The sequence below is a fragment of the Bradyrhizobium sp. I71 genome (assembly GCF_022354745.1).
Lineage (GTDB): Bacteria > Pseudomonadota > Alphaproteobacteria > Rhizobiales > Xanthobacteraceae > Bradyrhizobium > Bradyrhizobium liaoningense.
In genome coordinates, this window is record NZ_CP059398.1 from 2,353,706 (window position 1) to 2,370,285 (window position 16,580).

Consider the following 16,580-nt stretch of genomic DNA (forward strand, 5'->3'; position numbering starts at 1 on the left):
TACGCCAAAAATGTGACTGCTACAAAGCGGTTTCTGTCACAGAATGCTGAAACGAAACCGGCGCCCGAGAGGGCGCCGGCATAGTCCATTTCCGAAGCTGAACGGCAGCTGACTGGAGCGTCAGGAGCTCGCGTTCAAGACGGTGACGGCGCGCCGGTTCTGCGACCAGCAGGAGATGTCGTTACAGACGGCGACCGGCCGTTCCTTGCCGTAGGAGATCGTGCGCATCCGGTTCGGATCGATGCCGCGCGAGGAGAGGAACGAGCGCACCGACTGGGCGCGGCGGGCGCCGAGCGCGATGTTGTATTCGCGGGTGCCGCGCTCGTCGGCATGACCTTCGATGGTGAAGCTGTAGCGCGGATAGGTCTGGAGCCACTGCGCCTGCTTCTCCAGGGTCACGATCGCCTGCGGGGTCAGATCGGTCTGGTCGCTTTCGAAGAACACGCGGTCACCCACGTTGACGACGAAATCCTGCTGGCTGCCGGGCGTCGCCGCATTGGCCATCGCATCCGTCGCGGCATTCTTGTTGGCGCAGGCGCCCATCGACAGCGCGACGGCGAGCACCGCGGCCAGCTTCAATCCCTGGAGGATACGCATAGGATGTTTCATTCCGGAGCCTCCACGCTCACGTTAGTCCACTGCTGTCCGGTCTACAGGGGGTTGGTTAAGCGAACGTTCCGTCAACCTTGACGGAACCTTGCCTCAGCCGCTCAAATGCCCCCAGTCAGCGAAAAGCAACCGTCATGGTTAATGAGTTGTAAATGTGGCGCCAGGGTGAAGGCAAGCCGCGCCGGCCGGCAAAAGCGCCGGCTTCTGCAGGAATTTTGAGCTGAATCGAGAGGGGGACCGCCCTAGTAGGCCGAACCGACTGCCGGCGCCGCCACATCCCGGCTCCGCGGCGTGGTCACCAGCGCCGGCCGCGTTGCAGCCTGGCGCGGGGTGCTGCGTGTAAACAGCATGCGCCGCTCAAACGCGCTGGAGCGCATGATCGGGAAACGCGTCAGGATCTTTTCCCGGACCTTGGGATAATCCGAGGCCATCAGCACGGCCTTCTGCGTCGGCCAGCCCGGAAATGAACGCGGCTCGGTGAGAGTCTCGGACAGGAACACGCGGCGGTAGAACGCCTGATGATCGGTCCGCACCATCGAGAGCCCGACATCGGCATTGAAATGCTCGCAGGCAACGAAGGGAAGCCGGACCGTCAGATAAGGCAGTTCGGGGAACCGCTGTTGCATTTCGGGATCGGCAACGAATCGACACGGATCGACAAAGACCTCGCCCCGGTCCAGCCGAGGATGCAGGACGTCGCCGAACACCTCCGTGGTGTAGGACATCCGGCATTCGGACGTCAGAACGTGGATTCGAACGGAACTGCAGAGGTCGTCGTCGACGTAGACGCCGAAATTCCAGACGTTGGGCGCGTCGTCGAAACGGTCCGTCACCCGCTGCGACTCCGACGGCGGGATCAGTCCGGCCTGCAGATAGGCGCGGTAGCGCATCAAGTACAGGTTGTCCTTGTCCTCGGGAGTTTCGATGAGTCGGTAATCGATGCGATCAAACAACGCGGCGCCGCGTGGAAGGTGCGCCGCGCTCGATTCGGCTCCGGACTTCATCTGCTACCTCTAAACACCAAGCAACTTCCGCGAGTAGTAGCAGATTAATGGTTCCTTAACGAAATTGCAAAGCATTAGAATTGTTAGGGTTAACCTTTTGGGGCCCGCAATATTACGGAGCTAGCCGGGAGCCGGTTGCAATGAAGGAGCTGCGACGAAGGATCAGGCCGATCGCGACGATGCGATGGCGAGCTGGTCGTCAGGCATACGACGGCCATGCGAGGCATTGAGCAATTGGCGGACGCGCACCGCCGGAACGGGCCGGCTGAACAGGTAACCCTGCCCTTCGGTCACGGTGCCGTCGGCGCTGATCAGCTCGAGCTGTTCGTTGGTCTCGATACCTTCGACCACGACGGCCATGCCGAGGTCGGCGGACAGCCGCGCGACGCCGCGCAGCAGCGTCAGCGGCCGGTCGGTATCGATGCCTTCGAGGAAGGAGCGGTCGATCTTCACCTTCTGCATCGGGAAATTGTGCAGGTAGCTGAGGCTGGAATAGCCGGTGCCGAAATCATCGAGCGAGATACGCACGCCGAGCGCACGCAGTTGCGACAGGATGTCGTGGGTGAGCTGGGTGTTGCGCAGCAGCGAGGACTCGGTGATCTCGATTTCCAGTCGATGCGCCGGCAGGCCCGACACTTCGAGCGCGTAGCGGATTTCGCTCAGGACGTCGCGCTGATGGAATTGCTGCGGCGAGAAATTGACGGCAACGCTGACGCCGTCCGGCCACTTCATGCATTCCATGCAGGCGCGGCGCAGGATCCAGCGCCCGAGATCGACGATCAGGCCCATGTCCTCGGCGACCGGGATGATGTCGACCGGCGAGACCGTGCCGCGCACCGGATGATTCCAGCGCAGCAACGCCTCGCAGGTGGTGATCTTGCCGGACTTCAGATTGACCAATGGCTGGTAGAACAGCTCGAACTCCTCGTTGGAGAGCGCCTTGCGCAGGTCGAGCTCGAGGATGCGACGGGCCTCGACGGTCGCCGCCATCTCGTCGCGGAAGAAGCAGAAGGTGCCGCGGCCGTCGGCCTTGGCTCGGTACAATGCCATGTCGGCATTCTTGAGCAGCGTATCGGCGCTGATCTCGCCGGGGGAGGTCAGCGCGATGCCGACGCTGGCGCCGATCTCGACCAGATGATTTTCGATGCGGTAGCGCTCGCTCAGCCGTTCGACGATACGGCGGGCAAGCGCCGCGGCGTCCTCCGGCGAAGAGATGTTCTGCTGGAAGACGACGAACTCGTCGCCGCCGAAGCGGGCGACGAAATCCTCCGGGCGCAGCATCTCGCGCAGGCGATTGGCGACCGCACACAGAAGCTGATCGCCGCAGGGATGACCCAGCGTATCGTTGACTTGCTTGAACTGGTCAAGATCGACGAAGAGCAGAGCCGACAGACGCTCCGCATGGCGCGCGACTGCGAGCAAACGCTCGATCTCGTCCCGAAAATTGACACGGTTCGGCAGCGCCGTGAGATCGTCGTAGCGGGCCAGATGGCTGATCCTGGCCTCGGCGTTGCGGCGCTCCGTGATGTCCTCGAGCAGCAAAACCGCACCGCCATCAGCCATCGGCTGGACAGTCCATGACAGCGAACGATTCCTGTGCGGATCGGGGTCGGCGGTGATGATTTCGTTCGCCTGCGCGGTTTCGATGTCGGAGATGATCGCCTCGCCGCTGGCCGCCGAAATCGATCCCGCTTCGACGCATGCGGCGATGATGTCGCGCACAGTCGTGCTGGTCTGGGTGAGATTGTCGGGCAGATTCATCATCGCGCCAAAGCGGTGGTTCATCACCGCGAGCTGGCCGTCGATGCGAAACATGCAGAGCCCGTGCGGCATGTTGTTGAGGGCCGTGTCGAACTGGCCGGCGAGCGCGGCCTCGCGCTCGCGCGCGACAACGGCGCGTAAGAATATCCTGTGCAGGTTGCCGGAGAGCCGCATCACCGAGAAGAGGAACGCGGCGCACACGACCGACATCGCCATGTAGTAAGGTGTGGCGTGCAGCGCCAGCGCGATCACGGCCGGGCCGAATATCAAGGTGGCTTGCAGACGAAATATCCACTGCCGTCCGTAAGCTCTCCCCGCTCCTCCCGCCACGATTCCGGTGGTGACCGAGAGGGCAATCATGTGAGCGATGGCGTCCTCATTGCTCAGCAGGGTCGTGGAACACCATAGACCGATGGCGGCGGCCTGGATGAGCGCTCCGATCTGGTAGCGCTGCTGCCAACGCGCCGCTTGTTCTGCGCTCAGAACCGATTTTGTGGCCTGGTACCGGCTCAAATCGAAGGCGCGTATGGCTCCCGCAAGAATGAGCAGCGGGACAAATAGCCAAAGCAGCGTCTGTCCCGTCTTGAGCGCCGTCAAGGAGGCCGAGAACGCCGAGAACACTATGCCGGTAAGCACCGTGCCGGGCGCCTCGAACAGCGAATCGGTCAGCGCCGCCGAAATCGTCGGCGAGGCCTGTTCCTCCTGCTCTCCGCTCTGGCTAGCGAACTGCATGTTGGTGTGTACGCGCGTCCTGGTTGGGCGCGTAGTTCTAACCCAGCTGAGATGAAGCCTTTCTGAGGGAACATCGTTAAAGTCGAGTTGTTTTTCGGCAATAGCGAACCAATTTTCGCTTAGATATCAAGCAGCTAGGCAAGCCTTGCCGGGCACAAGGTGAAGGAAGTCTTGCCTTGCGCCCCGAACTCGAAAAAATCGGCGCTTTTTTTCGAAAACATCGCTCGTCTGAACACGCGATGTTTTAGCCCCACTCCCGTCAGCCCGCCGTCGAGGACAGCAGCGGCGACCATGCGGGGTCCGAGGCAAAGCCCGGTGTCGGCACCTTGAGCTCGTTGCGACCGGAGATGTCGACGCTGTACAGCGAGGGCCCGCCATTGCCGCCGGGATCGCGGAAGAACATCAGCACGCGGCCGTTCGGGGAGAAGGTCGGGCCCTCGTTGTGGAAGCCGGAGGTCAGCAGCCGCTCGCCGGAGCCGTCGGGCTTCATGACGCCGATCGAGAACTGCCCGCCGCCTTGCCGGGTGAAGGCAATGTAATCGCCCTTCGGCGACCACACCGGGGTCGAATAGCTGGCGTTGGTGTCGTCCTTGGAGAAGGAGATGCGCTGCGCCTGTCCGCCGCCCGCCGCCATCACGTAGATCTGCGACCGGCCGCCGCGATCGGACTCGAAGCAGATGCGGGTGCCGTCCGGCGAGTAGGACGGAGAGGTGTCGATCGCCGGCGTGTCGGTGAGGCGCGTGGTCGAGCGCGAGCGCAGGTCCATCACGAACAGGTTGGAATTGCCGCCCTGCTGCAGGCTCATGATGACGCGCTGGCCGTCCGGCGAGAAGCGCGGCGCGAAGGTCATGCCGGGGAAGTTGCCGACGATCTCGCGCTGGCCGGTCTCGATGTTGAAGAGATAGACCTTCGGATCGCCCTGGCCGAACTCCATATAGGTGATCTCTTGCGAGTTCGGCGAGAAGCGCGGCGTCAGCACGAGGTCGGAGCCGCGGGTCAGATAGCGCACATTGGCGCCGTCCTGGTCCATCATCGCGAGCCGCTTGACGCGGCGCTCCTTCGGGCCGCTTTCGTCCACAAACACCACGCGGCTGTCGAAATAGCCCTTCTCGCCGGTCATCTGCTCGTAGATCTGGTCGGAGATGATGTGGGCGATGCGGCGCCAATATTCCGGCGAGGTGAAATATTGCTGGCCGGCGAGCTGCTGGCCGGAGACCACGTCCCACAGGCGGAATTCGGCCTTCAGCCGGCCATCGGGCTGGCGCGTCATGCGGCCGGTGACGAGGGCCTGCGCGTTGAGGGTCTTCCAGTTCTGGAATTGCGGCGCGACGTCGATGTTGCTGATGCGCTCGATGAAGGCGGCCTGGTCGATCGGCGCGAACAGACCCGAACGCTTCAGGTTGTTGGTGATGACCTGCGTGACCCCGTTGCCGACCTCGCCGTCGGCGGGTGAACCGGGCACGAAATTAGTGATCGCGATCGAAATGGGTTGGAATCCGCCGGGACTGACTTGAAGTCGCCCCTGCGCAGTTGCGGCGCGTCCAGCCAGCAGGGTGACTGTCGATCCCGCGGCCGCGATGAACCCACGTCGCGTCAGAAATGGCATCCTATTCACCTGAGTCAATTTATGTCTCATCTACCGCTGATCTTTCATATCGAAAGTCAGCGCAATCGTCTTCCAAGTGTCGTACTGGGACTTGGGCAAGAATGCGTAGGCCTGACACTGTTGGATAGCACGCTTGGCACTCTCGGCCATCGCATTTGCAATCGTCCGAGACGGTCCTCGTACCGAGACAATCACAGGCGCTGAAGCGAGCGTGCCATCAGGACGCATTTGTATGTCTATGTCGGCTGCAAACTGATCCCTGTCCTGAGCGTCGTAAGGGAAATTGAAGCAGTGCTTGACAGCCGCAATGAAAGCTCCCTGCCAGGTTGCGACGTTGTTGGCTGCCGTCCCGGTAGTCGATCCCAGCGCGGCCGACGCGTTCAGCGCCGAGCCCGTCAGCTCATGCCGGGTCGCGGCACGCTTGTCGAGGTCGCGCTGGATCTGCGCGGGGTCGAAGGTGCGCTCCTTGGGTTTCGGTTGCTGCTGCGGCTGCACGGCCGCGACCTTCTGCTCCACGGGCTTCGGCGGCGGCTTCTTGGTGTCCAGCTTCTTCTGGAGATCGGCGATCGGATCTTCCTTGGCCGGATCAGGCTTCTTTTCCTGCGGCTTCGGCTCTTCCTTCGGCTTCGCCTCCGCCACGGGCTTCGGCGGCTCGGGCTTCTTCTCGACCGGCTTCTCGACGGGTTTCGGCGGCGGCTCCGGCGTCGAGTTGGTCTTGATCAGCTCTTTCTTCTCGGTGACCTTGCCGACGGCATCCTCTTCGGGCTTGGGTTCCGCGATCTTCTCGACCTTGGGCTTCGGCTCTTTCTTGTCACCGGTCTTCTGCCCCGCCATCATCTTTGCGAGCTGATCGGAGGAGATGATGTCGACCGGAAGCGACTCCTCCGGCGCCACATAGGCCCTGCTGCTAAAGGTGACGAGGCCCCATCCAAGCACGAGGACATGGAGGGCAATCGACGCAACGAGTGTCTTGTCGATGTTCACCTTCACGGCTTACCCCTGATCCGCTTCGGTGACGAGGGCCAGCTTCTTGAATCCGGCGCCGGACAGCAGGCCCATGACCTTGGCCACCGTCCCGTAATCCGCCTTCTTGTCGGCGCGCAGGTAGATGCGTTCCTCGAGCCCGCCCCGCGCATCCGTGATCGCCTTGAGCTTCGGCACCAGCTCGTTCAGCGCGATCTCGGCATCATTGATGAACACCTTGCCCTTGATGTCGACCGACATCTGGATCGGCTTCTGGTCGTTGTTTTCGAGGCTCTTGGCCTGGGTCTGGGGCAGGTCGAGCGGCACGCCGACCGTCAGCATCGGCGCCGAGACCATGAAGATGATGAGCAGCACCAGCATCACGTCGACCATCGGCGTGACGTTGATTTCGGCCACAACGGGCTTGCGCCGGCCGCGGCGTCCGCCGCCTCCGGATGAACTTGCGACGTTCATGCCCATGGTCTGGTGCCCAAATTGCCCTTCACACTATACATGCCGTCCGTCAGCCCCGCTCGTCGATCTGACGCGAGAGAATGGCTGAAAATTCATCAGCGAAGCCCTCCAGCCGCTGGGCCTGCCGGTTCACCTCGGAGGTGAACTTATTGTAGAAAATAGTGGCAGGAATGGCGGCGATGAGGCCGACGGCGGTCGCAAACAGCGCTTCCGCGATACCGGGGGCGACCACCGCCAGAGAGGTATTTTTCGACGCCGCGATCGACTGGAAGCTCGACATGATGCCCCAGACCGTGCCGAACAGGCCGACGAAGGGGCCGGCGGAGCCGACGGTCGCCAGCACCAGCAGGCGCCGTTCCAGGCGCTCGACCTCGCGCGCGATCGAGACGTTCATCACCTTGTCGATGCGCATCTGCAGGCCGGCGACCGAGCGGGCGTGGCTTTCAAAAGAACGCTTCCACTCGCGCATCGCCGCCACGAAGCAGGCTGCCATGGAGTGCGTCGGCTTGGCCGACAGCGTGCGATAGAGCTCCTCGATCGACTCCCCGGACCAGAACGCCTGCTCGAACCGGTCCATCGAGCGCCGGGTGCGCGCGTAAAGAAAGATCTTGTCGATGGCGATCGCCCAGACCCAGACCGAGCAGGCCAGAAGTCCCAGCATTACCGCTTTCACGATCCAGTGAGCCTGCCAAAACAGCGCAATCAGCGACACGTCGGCGGAGGCGGCAACCGGAAGGGCTGACTGAGCCACGTCGGCCGGATTCATAAGCAGTATCCTCTCAAGGCGATCGTTACCTGATGTCCTGGCCAACGAAATGGCCGGTTCCCCAACAGCCGCGCTAGAATCGGCGCGGCCGGCAAGCCTGCTCAAAGCCTTGTCTTTCTGGGGTGCAGGGCTCGTCCAAGCCGGCCGCCTGCATTCCCCGCCAAGATGTCAAAACTATGGGCCTCGACACGGCTTTGGGCGCGACTGTCCGCAATTACCAGAGCCCGGCGTTGGTTAATGCGCGGTTACCGGCGGCGAATATGGCTGCCGGAAAGGCAGGCGGGCCAGGGATTTGGCCCCGGCAGCCCGGGGGCCGCGGCATCTGGCCTGGAAATCGAGGGCCAAGCCCGCGTCCGGGAACCGGGTTTCGAGCTCGGCTAGAGGACCGCTTCCTTAGGCAAAGAGATCTTTCAAGCCGCTGGACGAGCAATCCCTCAGGCCGCGTTCGTCGCTGCACTGCTGCGCCCGTTCCCAATTGCCCGCTGTATCGCCTCGACGAACGTGGCGAGCCGCGCTGCGTGGTTCGTCGATGCCACCTCGCGCGCAGTGAGGGAAAGACAATCAAGGGGCTGCTTGCCGACGAGCTCCCGCATCTGGCCGAAGACCTGATCGCTGCCGGCCCCGCCAAGCGTGCAGAAGAATGCCACCGCAGGGAGTTTCGACCTGTTTGCGAGCAAGTAGGCACGGACGGGCGAAGACAGCGACCAAGCCCAGACCGGGGTTCCGATCACGACGAGATCGTAGAGAGATGGATCCCTGACGGTGGCGGCGATGCGCGATGGGATCTGCCGTCGCGCTTCCATGGCCGAGCGCAGATAACCGAATATCCCATTGCGGCTACCAGCCTCGGTGATTTCTTCACTGTCACAGGACAGCGCAGCCGCCAGGGATTGAGCAACTTTGCGCGTCGTGCCGGTCCGGGAATAATAGACCACGAGTATCCTTGCGTTCGCCATCGTCATGCTCCTCGCCTCTGCCCGACGAACTACATCGCGTTCGCGATGCGCGTGGCTTGATTCACGTCAACAGGCGCCGAGAACGCGTCGACGATGCGGATCGCATCACGCGGTGTGCCGGAGGAACCAGCCCATACCCACAGAATTGTCCCGAAAATCACTTTCGGCGGAAAACCGCTTCACACTTTTCCGGATCATGCTTTGAGCGAGAGGCGCGTCAGGCGGCCGAGGCGGACTCGGGGCAGTTCGTCAGCCGGGCAGGATTGCCGATTGCCGTGCAGCCGGCAGGCACGTCGCCCGTCACGACAGTACCGGCGCCGATTTTTGCAAGATCGCCGATGCTGATGTCGCCGAGAATGCTCGCGCCCGCGCCGATGTAGACACCGCGGCCGATGCGCGGCGAGCGCGCCGGCAGTTCGCTGCTGCGGCCGATGCTGACGTTCTGGAGGATGGTGACGTCGTCGCCGATGACGACGTTGGCGCCGATCACGATGCCGGTGGCGTGGTCCAGATAGACGGCGGATCCGATGCTGGCAGCCGGATGAATGCTGACCTGGAGCAGGTTCGACGCCTCGTTCTGAAACAGCAGCGCCGCGTCGCGACGGTCATGACGCCAGAGCCAGTTCGAGACGCGCCAGGCTTGCAGCGCGAGGTAACCCTTGTAGTGCAGCAGGGGTGGCAGCAGGTCGGTGACGGCGGGGTCGCTGCGCGCGATGGCCGCGAGGTCCCTACCGGCAGCTTCGATCAGGTCCGGCTCGTCGTGAAAGGCGTCGCGGGAAAAGGATGTGAAGCGCGCGCGTTCGGCGCTGCTGCCAAGCCGCCGCCCGATCAGATCGGCCAGAGCCGCGGCAAAATCGTCATGAGTGAGGACGGCGCCGGCCAGAGCCTTGCCGAATAAGGGATCAGCAGCTGCCGCACGCTGGGCCTCGCGGCGGATCGCCTGCCAGAGGTCGTCGCTCGCGTTCATCGCAGCTTCCGGCATTGTCGCCTCCGATCCGCGTGCACCTGTGACGGCGAATATAGGCGGTCCGGATCTAGGCGCCAGCTGCGTCCAAGGGATGCGCGTCCTCTCTCGCGCGGCTATCCGGCCTCTCGCGCCAGCGCGAACGCGCCGAAGCCAAACCGCCCGCCTGCGGTTGCGCAGGCGGGCGGCTCGGGGCCATCAGGACTTTGGGGGCATGCGCCTGAAGGCTTTGAGAGGCGTCAGGCTTGGATGTCAGCCCTGCTGCTGGTCAGTCGGCGGCGGGGTCGGACGCGTCTTGTGCTGCGCCATGAACTGGTCGAACTCTTCCTTGTCCTTGGCGTGACGCAGACGGTCGAGGAAGTTCCTGAACTCGACCTGCTCTTCCTCGAGCCGGCGCAGCGTTTCAGAGCGGTACTCGTCGAAGGCACGGTTGCCGGAGGACGGCGGGCCGAAGCCAAAGCCGAAGCCACTGCGCTCCATGCGGCCGCGCATGCGGTCCATCTTGTACTGCATCCGCTCCATCTTGTTCTGCCAGCGATCCTGGCTGCTCCAGCACGACATTCTTCTGCTCCCGAGTGTGAAAAAGAGAAGGGCAAGTCCGATCGGCCACCAGATGATGAAGCCGAGGATGGTCACGGCAATCCAGCCGGGATGCCAGGGCGTATCCAGCATGCGGGGACGCTCGTACTGTTGGTATTGGTCCGAAGGGCCGCGCCATCGATTGACATCAGCGGTGTAGGCCATTTCCCATCTCCATCACGGCACCTGCGCCGTTGTGAATGTAAATAACATTTACATAGCTAAACCATCCCGCGATTTTGTCAAGCCGAGCGCCTGACAGGCCCGCGGAATTATTTGCGCAACTTTATTTCGGCTTGCCCCAGGGTCCGCCCGGCGGCACGCCCGAACCGGAGGAAGCCTCCGGCGGCACCGGCGGCGGCTCGGCCCCCTTCGTGGCCGGACGGCGTTCGATCGGGAAGCCGAGCCCGCGCAGATAGATCAGCACCTCGGCCTCTAACAGTTCGTCCGGCGACATCGGCAATTTGCGACGCGCGGCATCGCCGCGGGAGAACAGCGAAGCGACGCCGTGCGACATCGACCAGATGTGCAGCGCCATCATCATCGCCGGCGGACGGGGCGCGCCGGGCGGCGTCAGCGCCGCAAGACGCTCGGCGGCGGCACGGATGACGCCGAATGCGCGTTCGCCCGCTGCCATCAACGCAGGATTTGCATCGACCGGCAGGCCCGATTCGAACATCGCGTTGTAGAAGGCCGGCTCCTCGCGGGCGAAGGCGAGATAGGCCCTGCCGACGCGCTCGAACGCCGTGACCGTGTCCGGGCGCCCGTCGTCCCAGGCCGCGGTCAGGCGCGCCTCGAACTGCTCGAAGCCGCGCTGAGCGATCGAGGACAAGAGTTCGTCGCGGTCGCGGAAATGCCGATAGGGCGCCGCGGCGCTGACGCCGGCCATGCGCGCGGCATCGGCGAAGGTGAAGCCGGCCGCGCCCTTCTCGGCGATGAGTCCGAGAGCGGCCTGCAACAAGGCTTCCTTCAGATTGCCGTGGTGATAGCCGCGCTCGGCGCGGCGCTGCTCCTTGCGCCAGCTCATGTGAACGACCTTTACATGAGCCGGGCGCGAAGGTCACTAGCGGCGATGAGGCAGGATTAACCCGTACTTCCACGGCCATGCCGGGCCGGTGCGTCGGCATCGAGCCCGGAACGGGCTCGCACCGAAGCTACATCTGCGGAATGGGCAGAATGGGCATCACTTCGATCGCCTCGCCCGGAAAGATCGCAAAATGCGGATGGTTCTCGAACAGTCTGGCAGCTTCCTCCTGCGAGGCGGCGCGCACCACCGTGAAGCCGGTCAGCGCATTGCTGATCTCGGTGATGCCGCTCGCGTCGATCCTGCGGGTCTTGCCGAGCGGGCCGCCGATCTCGACGATGACGGCCTTGTGCTTCTCGACCCAGCCGTGCCAGGCAGCCATGCCCTCCTGCTCCTTCGCCTTCCGTTCGGCCTCCGGCAGGGCGCGCCAGGCCGCCATCTTGGTGCCGGTCGTGCTGCCGAGATAGACGGCGAGGAATTTGTGTTCGGCGCTCATGGATATCTCCTTTGGTTGGTTGATCGGAAAACGGTCGCGGCTGTCGTCTACTTCTTCAGGTCGCCAAACCCGGCCACGACCTCCTGCACTTCAGGCGAATAGTCCGCCACCTCCTGCACCCGCCGAATCTCGATGATTTCGTTGGCCGAGGCCGGGCACTTCTTCGCCCAGGCGATCGCTTCCTCGCGCGAGGCGACCTCGATCATCCAGTAACCGCCCAGCACTTCCTTGGCTTCAGTGAAGGGGCCGTCGGTGACCATGGGCTTGCCGGTCGCAAACGAGACGCGCGCGCCCATCGATGGCGGATGCAAGCCGTCGAGCGTGATCAGCACGCCGGCGTCCTTCAGCGCCTCGTTGTAGCGCATCATCGCCGCGACACGTTCGGGATCGAGTTGAACGTCCGGCGGTGCCGCCTCGTAGCCGAGCGGGATCATCAGCATCATGAATCGCATGGGATTTCCTCGTCACTTGCTGTCACTCCGGGGCGCGACAGGGTCGCGAGCCCGGAATCCGTTGATCCACCATTGCCGCCACCCATTGGCTTCCCTGTTGCGCAATTGCGCATCGGGGCTCGCGCTCTGCGCGCCCCGGAATGACGGCGTCGGAGGAGCTACTTCCTCGTCGCATACGCGCGCGTGCGTTCTTCCTGCTCGCGCAGCTCGGGGGTGAAGGCTTCGCCAAAATCCTCGGCCGAAAACACCTGCCGGATCTCGATCTCCGAGCCTGGTTCGAACGGCGCACGCTTCATCCAGTCGATGGCCTCGTCCAGCGAGGCAGTCTTGATCAGCCAGAAGCCGGCGATCAAGTCGGGCGAAAGACTGAACGGGCCGCGCGTGACGCCCGCCCCGGACGCCGAATATCTGAGCCGGGCGCCCTTCACCGTCGGATGCAGGCCCTCGCCGGCTTCGATGACGCCGGCCTTGGCCATTTCCTCGTTGAACTTGCCCATCGCGGCCAGCATCTCCGTGGTCGGCATCTTGCCGGCCTCGGTATCCTGGCTTGCCTTGACGATCACCATGAAACGCATCGACCTGCTCCGTGATATGTCCTGCGGGCGGAAACAGCCGGCCCGCGTTCCCCTCTAGGACGAACGGCCTTCAGCCGAGCCGACAGCGGGGGCAGGAATTATTTAAAGGCGCGCCGACGCGACTGCGGCAGGCGCATTCGGGACCGAAGCGGGCTCGATAGGCGCGGCACGGGGGCCTTTCATGCCGGAACCAAAGCGAAGTAAAAGGGGCCGGCGCTCGCGCCCCTCCCCGACACAGGACAGATCAGCCAATGCCGCAAGCCCTGCAAAAAGTCGCCCTCGTCACAGGAGCCGCACGCGGCATCGGGCTTGCGACCGCGAAGAAATTCTTGGCCGAGGGCTGGCGCGTGGCGCTGCTCGACATCGAGGGCGAACTGCTCGGCCGCGCGGTCGCCGAAATCGGCCAGAGCGAGGCGACGCTGGCACTGACCTGCGACGTTTCGGATGCGGCCGCGGTCAGCGCTGCAATGACGACGATCGAGCGGCGGTTCGACCGGTTGGATGCCCTCGTCAACAATGCCGGCATCGCGGTGTTCGCGCCGCTGATGGAGACGTCGGACGCCGACTGGCGCCGCGTGCTCGAGGTCAACCTCACCGGACCGTTCCTCTGCACCAAGGCGGCGGTACCCTTGATGCGCGACGGCAATGGCGGCGCCATCGTCAACATCACCTCGATCTCGGCGGTGCGCGCCTCGACGCTGCGCTCGGCCTACGGCACCAGCAAGGCGGGCCTTGCGCACCTCACCAAGCAGCTCGCGGTCGAGCTCGCCTCCCTCAATATCCGTGTCAACGCGGTCGCGCCGGGACCGGTCGACACCGCGATGGCGAAGCAGGTTCACACCAAGGAGATCCGCGCCGACTATCACGACGCCATTCCGCTCAACCGCTACGGCCTGGAAGAGGAGCTCGCGGAAGCGATCTATTTCCTGTGCTCGGCGAGCGCGAGCTACATCACCGGACAAATTTTGGCCGTTGATGGCGGCTTCGATGCGGCGGGTATTGGCCTGCCAACACTGCGCGGCCAGCGGCGCAACGGGTAGGCACGGAGATTGGAGGGTGGGCAAAGGGCGTGCGAGCGCCTCACCTACCACCTCTCTGGATTTGCGGTACCATCGGTGGGCACGTACGCTTTGCCCGCCTTGGGATGTCGAGATTTCGGAGAATGCCATGCGACGCATCGCCTTCCTCAAAGCCCTGATGCTTGCATCCGCGCTGCTCGGCGTCACGCCCGCGGCGGCCGAGATCCGCATCATCCAGTCGCCGGGTGGACAGGTCGGGCCGTTCCTCGATCTGTTTGAGAAAGTGCGTGAGAGCGGCGAGCGCGTCGTGATCGACGGCCCCTGCCTGTCCGCCTGCACGCTGGTGCTGAGCATCGTGCCGGGCGAGCGCATCTGCGTCACCAAGCGCGCAGTGCTGGGCTTCCACGCCGCGCGCTCCGTGGACCGGCGCGGGCGCTTCTATGCCGAGCCGGAAGCATCGGTCGCGGTGCTTGCCGCCTATCCCGGCCCAGTGCGCGACTGGATCAGCCGCCGCGGCGGCCTGAGCTCACGGCTGCTGCTGTTGAAGGGGCGCGACCTCGCCGCGATCTATCCGCGATGTCGGTGACGAAGCCGTCGTTCATAGTCTCGCGATCGCTCGCGACCGACTGACGTCCATCGTCGGAAGCCGCGGCACGATTTCGATCAGAGAGTTCGCGATCTAGAACAAAGTCTGGACCACCGGCGCGAGCTTCATGCTCACGCAAATGACCATTCCCCAAAGAGCAAAGTTGATTTGTAGCGCCGCCGCCATCGGTCGCTCCCTTCCAAGTCGCCCCGCCCTAGTTTGTAGATTTTATGAAGCAAAGTTAGCGATTCTGTTGTGCAGATCACAGCCCAATATTGCGCCAATTGTTGTGCGGTGCAGTCGGTTTCACGAAGTGGCCTCACTCTGCGCGCAAGGTGATATGAAATTCCGATTCGTATTCGGCCATGCCGGCTGGTCCGTTTGCTTTGAGTTCCATTAAACTGACGTGATGCGAAGTGTTTCACGCGGATTGCGCGTCGCATACGCAGCAAAGGCCCCCGGCATGATTCGATACAGCTTCATCTTGCTCAGTTTTTGCACAGCGCTGATTGCTTGCGCAGGCGCTCCAGCACAGGAACGTCGCCCCATCGCGTGGGATGGTCTTGGCAAGGATCCGAACCGTCCTCATGTGGCAAAGCGGCGCGTGGCAAATCCCGCGCCCGCAGCGCCGGATCCCAATCAGGAGCGGGAACGCGTGCTCGGCACCTTGCAGCCATATTCCCAGGCGTGGTGGACGGTCCATGACGAAATACAGGCGGAGAACGACAGGCGGCTCGGCAGCAAGCTCCTGATCTGCCCTCGCTGCGTGGAGCCGTCGCCGCCGAGCGAGAACGTCACCGGATCAATCCGGTGAGAGAACGAACGGCCGATCGGTGCGTGACGTAAGGAATTCATGCGTGTCCCCTCTCCCGCAGCATTTGGAGAGAGGGGAGCGCAACTCAACGGATCGTGGACGGGGTCGCGCCCGTCACATCCCCTCCGCCGGGCAGTTCACCATCCAGGGAATGCCGAACTTGTCGACGCACATGCCAAAGCCCTTGGCCCAGAACGTCTTGCTGAAGGGCATGGTAACCGAGCCGCCGTCGGCGAGCGCGTTGAACTTGCGCTCACCGTCTGCGGGATCCTTGACTGTGAGCGAGATCGAAAAGCCCTGCGGCTTGTGAAAGTGCTCGGCCGGCGCGTCGGAGGCCATCAGCACGCTGCCGTCTGGCAGCGACATCCGTGCATGCATGATCATCTTCTCACGGCCGGGAGCGGCCGGCACGTCCGGCGGCGCGTCCGATGACCGCATCATCGCATCGATCTTGCCGCCGAGAACCTTGGCGTAATAGTTGAAGGCCGCTTCGCAAGTATCCTGATAGAACAGATAGGGATTGAGCATCGTTTCTCTCCTCTTCGCTTGCAGTGAGGTTTATTGCTTCTCGGTGAGCTTCTTCAGGCCGGCGAGACCTGCCTCGAAATCCTTGCCGATCATGCTGTCCATGTTGACGAACACCTGCATGACCTTGGACAGGAACGGGGCTGGACCGTACATCGCCCACGTGACCAGAGTGGCATCGCCTTGCGGCACAAAGGTGAATTCGGCGGTGTTGTGCCCTTCGAACGGCCGCTCGAAATCGAGCTTGATGCGGAGCTTGGAGGGCCCGTTCGCCTCCAGGATCTCCATGCGGCCCGCACCGACATTGTTGTTGCCGTCCCAGGCATAGGTCGCACCCTTTCCCGCCGCGGTTCCGCCGAACGTCCGCTTCATGGCGGGATCGCGGGTCTCATAGGGCGACCAACCGGTCCAGCGATGAAAATCGGCGACCAGCGGATAGATCGCATCGGCCGGGGCCTTTACGGCAAGCGACCGCTCGACGCGGAAGGTGTCGGGCTTGGTAACAGCAAAGATGAGGATGCCCGCAAGCCCGGCGGCGAGCAGAACGGCAATGACGGCAATGGCTTTCAGCATGAGGGGCTCCGTGGATACGGGCACAGGACGAAGGGGGATGGCTGGGGCCGACAATTCGAAGGCGAAATTATTCTGCCGTCATTCCGGGGCACCCGAAGGGTG

Annotated in this window: 19 protein-coding genes; 2 read left to right on the forward strand and 17 right to left on the reverse strand. The window is 63.4% G+C overall.

Annotated features, from left to right (window positions below; all coding sequences use genetic code 11):
• Positions 1-120: 120 nt before the first annotated feature.
• The 14 genes from pal to FJV43_RS11710 all read right to left on the reverse strand — a co-directional run bounded on the left by pal (position 121) and on the right by FJV43_RS11710 (position 12,961).
• A complete protein-coding gene (gene pal / locus FJV43_RS11645) occupies positions 121-609 on the reverse strand; it encodes a peptidoglycan-associated lipoprotein Pal (RefSeq protein ID WP_239627128.1) in 489 nt (162 codons plus the stop codon).
• A gap of 242 nt (positions 610-851) precedes the next feature.
• Entirely contained in the window at positions 852-1,613 is a 762-nt protein-coding gene (locus FJV43_RS11650; protein ID WP_239627130.1) for a hypothetical protein, read from the reverse strand.
• Positions 1,614-1,775: 162 nt separating this feature from the next.
• Positions 1,776-4,106 carry an EAL domain-containing protein gene (locus FJV43_RS11655; protein ID WP_239627132.1) on the reverse strand — a complete coding sequence of 777 codons (2,331 nt, stop codon included), beginning with the start codon at positions 4,104-4,106 and terminating at the stop codon, positions 1,776-1,778.
• 259 nt (positions 4,107-4,365) lie between these two features.
• Positions 4,366-5,742 (reverse strand): Tol-Pal system beta propeller repeat protein TolB, encoded by a 1,377-nt coding sequence (gene tolB, locus FJV43_RS11660; RefSeq protein ID WP_239627134.1) that lies wholly within the window; start codon positions 5,740-5,742, stop codon positions 4,366-4,368.
• Entirely contained in the window at positions 5,743-6,702 is a 960-nt protein-coding gene (locus FJV43_RS11665) for a protein TolA (protein ID WP_239627136.1), read from the reverse strand. It abuts the gene before it with no gap.
• A 3-nt stretch (positions 6,703-6,705) separates the two neighbouring features.
• A complete protein-coding gene (gene tolR, locus FJV43_RS11670; protein ID WP_124159110.1) occupies positions 6,706-7,155 on the reverse strand; it encodes a protein TolR in 450 nt (149 codons plus the stop codon).
• A 43-nt stretch (positions 7,156-7,198) separates the two neighbouring features.
• Entirely contained in the window at positions 7,199-7,915 is a 717-nt protein-coding gene (gene tolQ / locus FJV43_RS11675) for a protein TolQ (RefSeq protein WP_014492404.1), read from the reverse strand.
• A gap of 434 nt (positions 7,916-8,349) precedes the next feature.
• On the reverse strand, positions 8,350-8,877 hold the full coding sequence (locus FJV43_RS11680; RefSeq protein ID WP_239627138.1) for a flavodoxin: 528 nt from the start codon (positions 8,875-8,877) through the stop codon (positions 8,350-8,352).
• Positions 8,878-9,088: 211 nt separating this feature from the next.
• Entirely contained in the window at positions 9,089-9,853 is a 765-nt protein-coding gene (locus FJV43_RS11685; protein WP_239627139.1) for a serine acetyltransferase, read from the reverse strand.
• 234 nt (positions 9,854-10,087) lie between these two features.
• On the reverse strand, positions 10,088-10,579 hold the full coding sequence (locus FJV43_RS11690; RefSeq protein ID WP_126258771.1) for a DUF2852 domain-containing protein: 492 nt from the start codon (positions 10,577-10,579) through the stop codon (positions 10,088-10,090).
• Positions 10,580-10,700: 121 nt separating this feature from the next.
• The gene (locus tag FJV43_RS11695; protein ID WP_239627141.1) at positions 10,701-11,441 is read right to left on the reverse strand and encodes a TetR/AcrR family transcriptional regulator; all 741 of its coding nucleotides are present in this window, start codon (positions 11,439-11,441) and stop codon (positions 10,701-10,703) included.
• 127 nt (positions 11,442-11,568) lie between these two features.
• A complete protein-coding gene (locus tag FJV43_RS11700; protein ID WP_239627143.1) occupies positions 11,569-11,934 on the reverse strand; it encodes a hypothetical protein in 366 nt (121 codons plus the stop codon).
• Between the two features lie 47 nt (positions 11,935-11,981).
• Entirely contained in the window at positions 11,982-12,386 is a 405-nt protein-coding gene (locus tag FJV43_RS11705; protein WP_239627145.1) for a YciI family protein, read from the reverse strand.
• 158 nt (positions 12,387-12,544) lie between these two features.
• Positions 12,545-12,961 (reverse strand): YciI family protein, encoded by a 417-nt coding sequence (locus FJV43_RS11710; RefSeq protein ID WP_239627147.1) that lies wholly within the window; start codon positions 12,959-12,961, stop codon positions 12,545-12,547.
• A 251-nt stretch (positions 12,962-13,212) separates the two neighbouring features.
• On the opposite strand from FJV43_RS11710, the gene FJV43_RS11715 reads away from it, so the two are divergent.
• Both FJV43_RS11715 and FJV43_RS11720 read left to right on the forward strand, forming a co-directional pair.
• Positions 13,213-14,001: an SDR family oxidoreductase gene (locus FJV43_RS11715; RefSeq protein WP_239627149.1), complete on the forward strand. Its 789-nt coding sequence runs from the start codon at positions 13,213-13,215 to the stop codon at positions 13,999-14,001.
• A gap of 127 nt (positions 14,002-14,128) precedes the next feature.
• Positions 14,129-14,566, forward strand: coding sequence for a hypothetical protein (locus FJV43_RS11720; protein WP_131873882.1), 438 nt, complete (start codon positions 14,129-14,131; stop codon positions 14,564-14,566).
• A 639-nt stretch (positions 14,567-15,205) separates the two neighbouring features.
• Here FJV43_RS11720 and FJV43_RS11725 read toward each other — a convergent pair.
• From FJV43_RS11725 to FJV43_RS11735, 3 genes are all read right to left on the reverse strand, one after another.
• Complete coding sequence (locus FJV43_RS11725; RefSeq protein ID WP_239627151.1) at positions 15,206-15,421, reverse strand: hypothetical protein; 216 nt, start codon at positions 15,419-15,421, stop codon at positions 15,206-15,208.
• A 73-nt stretch (positions 15,422-15,494) separates the two neighbouring features.
• Positions 15,495-15,908: a VOC family protein gene (locus FJV43_RS11730; RefSeq protein WP_028179006.1), complete on the reverse strand. Its 414-nt coding sequence runs from the start codon at positions 15,906-15,908 to the stop codon at positions 15,495-15,497.
• Between the two features lie 30 nt (positions 15,909-15,938).
• Positions 15,939-16,478 carry an SRPBCC family protein gene (locus tag FJV43_RS11735; RefSeq protein WP_239627152.1) on the reverse strand — a complete coding sequence of 180 codons (540 nt, stop codon included), beginning with the start codon at positions 16,476-16,478 and terminating at the stop codon, positions 15,939-15,941.
• Between the last annotated feature and the right edge of the window lie 102 nt (positions 16,479-16,580).

Bases quoted from the DNA above. Each gene is read 5' to 3' on its own strand.
- pal (WP_239627128.1), bottom strand. From the start codon at position 609: ATGAAACATCCTATGCGTATCCTCCAGGGATTGAAGCTGGCCGCGGTG.
- FJV43_RS11650 (WP_239627130.1), bottom strand. From the start codon at position 1,613: ATGAAGTCCGGAGCCGAATCGAGCGCGGCGCACCTTCCACGCGGCGCC.
- FJV43_RS11655 (WP_239627132.1), bottom strand. From the start codon at position 4,106: ATGCAGTTCGCTAGCCAGAGCGGAGAGCAGGAGGAACAGGCCTCGCCG.
- tolB (WP_239627134.1), bottom strand. From the start codon at position 5,742: ATGAGACATAAATTGACTCAGGTGAATAGGATGCCATTTCTGACGCGA.
- tolR (WP_124159110.1), bottom strand. From the start codon at position 7,155: ATGGGCATGAACGTCGCAAGTTCATCCGGAGGCGGCGGACGCCGCGGC.
- tolQ (WP_014492404.1), bottom strand. From the start codon at position 7,915: ATGAATCCGGCCGACGTGGCTCAGTCAGCCCTTCCGGTTGCCGCCTCC.
- FJV43_RS11680 (WP_239627138.1), bottom strand. From the start codon at position 8,877: ATGACGATGGCGAACGCAAGGATACTCGTGGTCTATTATTCCCGGACC.
- FJV43_RS11685 (WP_239627139.1), bottom strand. From the start codon at position 9,853: ATGCCGGAAGCTGCGATGAACGCGAGCGACGACCTCTGGCAGGCGATC.
- FJV43_RS11690 (WP_126258771.1), bottom strand. From the start codon at position 10,579: ATGGCCTACACCGCTGATGTCAATCGATGGCGCGGCCCTTCGGACCAA.
- FJV43_RS11695 (WP_239627141.1), bottom strand. From the start codon at position 11,441: ATGAGCTGGCGCAAGGAGCAGCGCCGCGCCGAGCGCGGCTATCACCAC.
- FJV43_RS11700 (WP_239627143.1), bottom strand. From the start codon at position 11,934: ATGAGCGCCGAACACAAATTCCTCGCCGTCTATCTCGGCAGCACGACC.
- FJV43_RS11705 (WP_239627145.1), bottom strand. From the start codon at position 12,386: ATGCGATTCATGATGCTGATGATCCCGCTCGGCTACGAGGCGGCACCG.
- FJV43_RS11710 (WP_239627147.1), bottom strand. From the start codon at position 12,961: ATGCGTTTCATGGTGATCGTCAAGGCAAGCCAGGATACCGAGGCCGGC.
- FJV43_RS11715 (WP_239627149.1), top strand. From the start codon at position 13,213: ATGCCGCAAGCCCTGCAAAAAGTCGCCCTCGTCACAGGAGCCGCACGC.
- FJV43_RS11720 (WP_131873882.1), top strand. From the start codon at position 14,129: ATGCGACGCATCGCCTTCCTCAAAGCCCTGATGCTTGCATCCGCGCTG.
- FJV43_RS11725 (WP_239627151.1), bottom strand. From the start codon at position 15,421: ATGAATTCCTTACGTCACGCACCGATCGGCCGTTCGTTCTCTCACCGG.
- FJV43_RS11730 (WP_028179006.1), bottom strand. From the start codon at position 15,908: ATGCTCAATCCCTATCTGTTCTATCAGGATACTTGCGAAGCGGCCTTC.
- FJV43_RS11735 (WP_239627152.1), bottom strand. From the start codon at position 16,478: ATGCTGAAAGCCATTGCCGTCATTGCCGTTCTGCTCGCCGCCGGGCTT.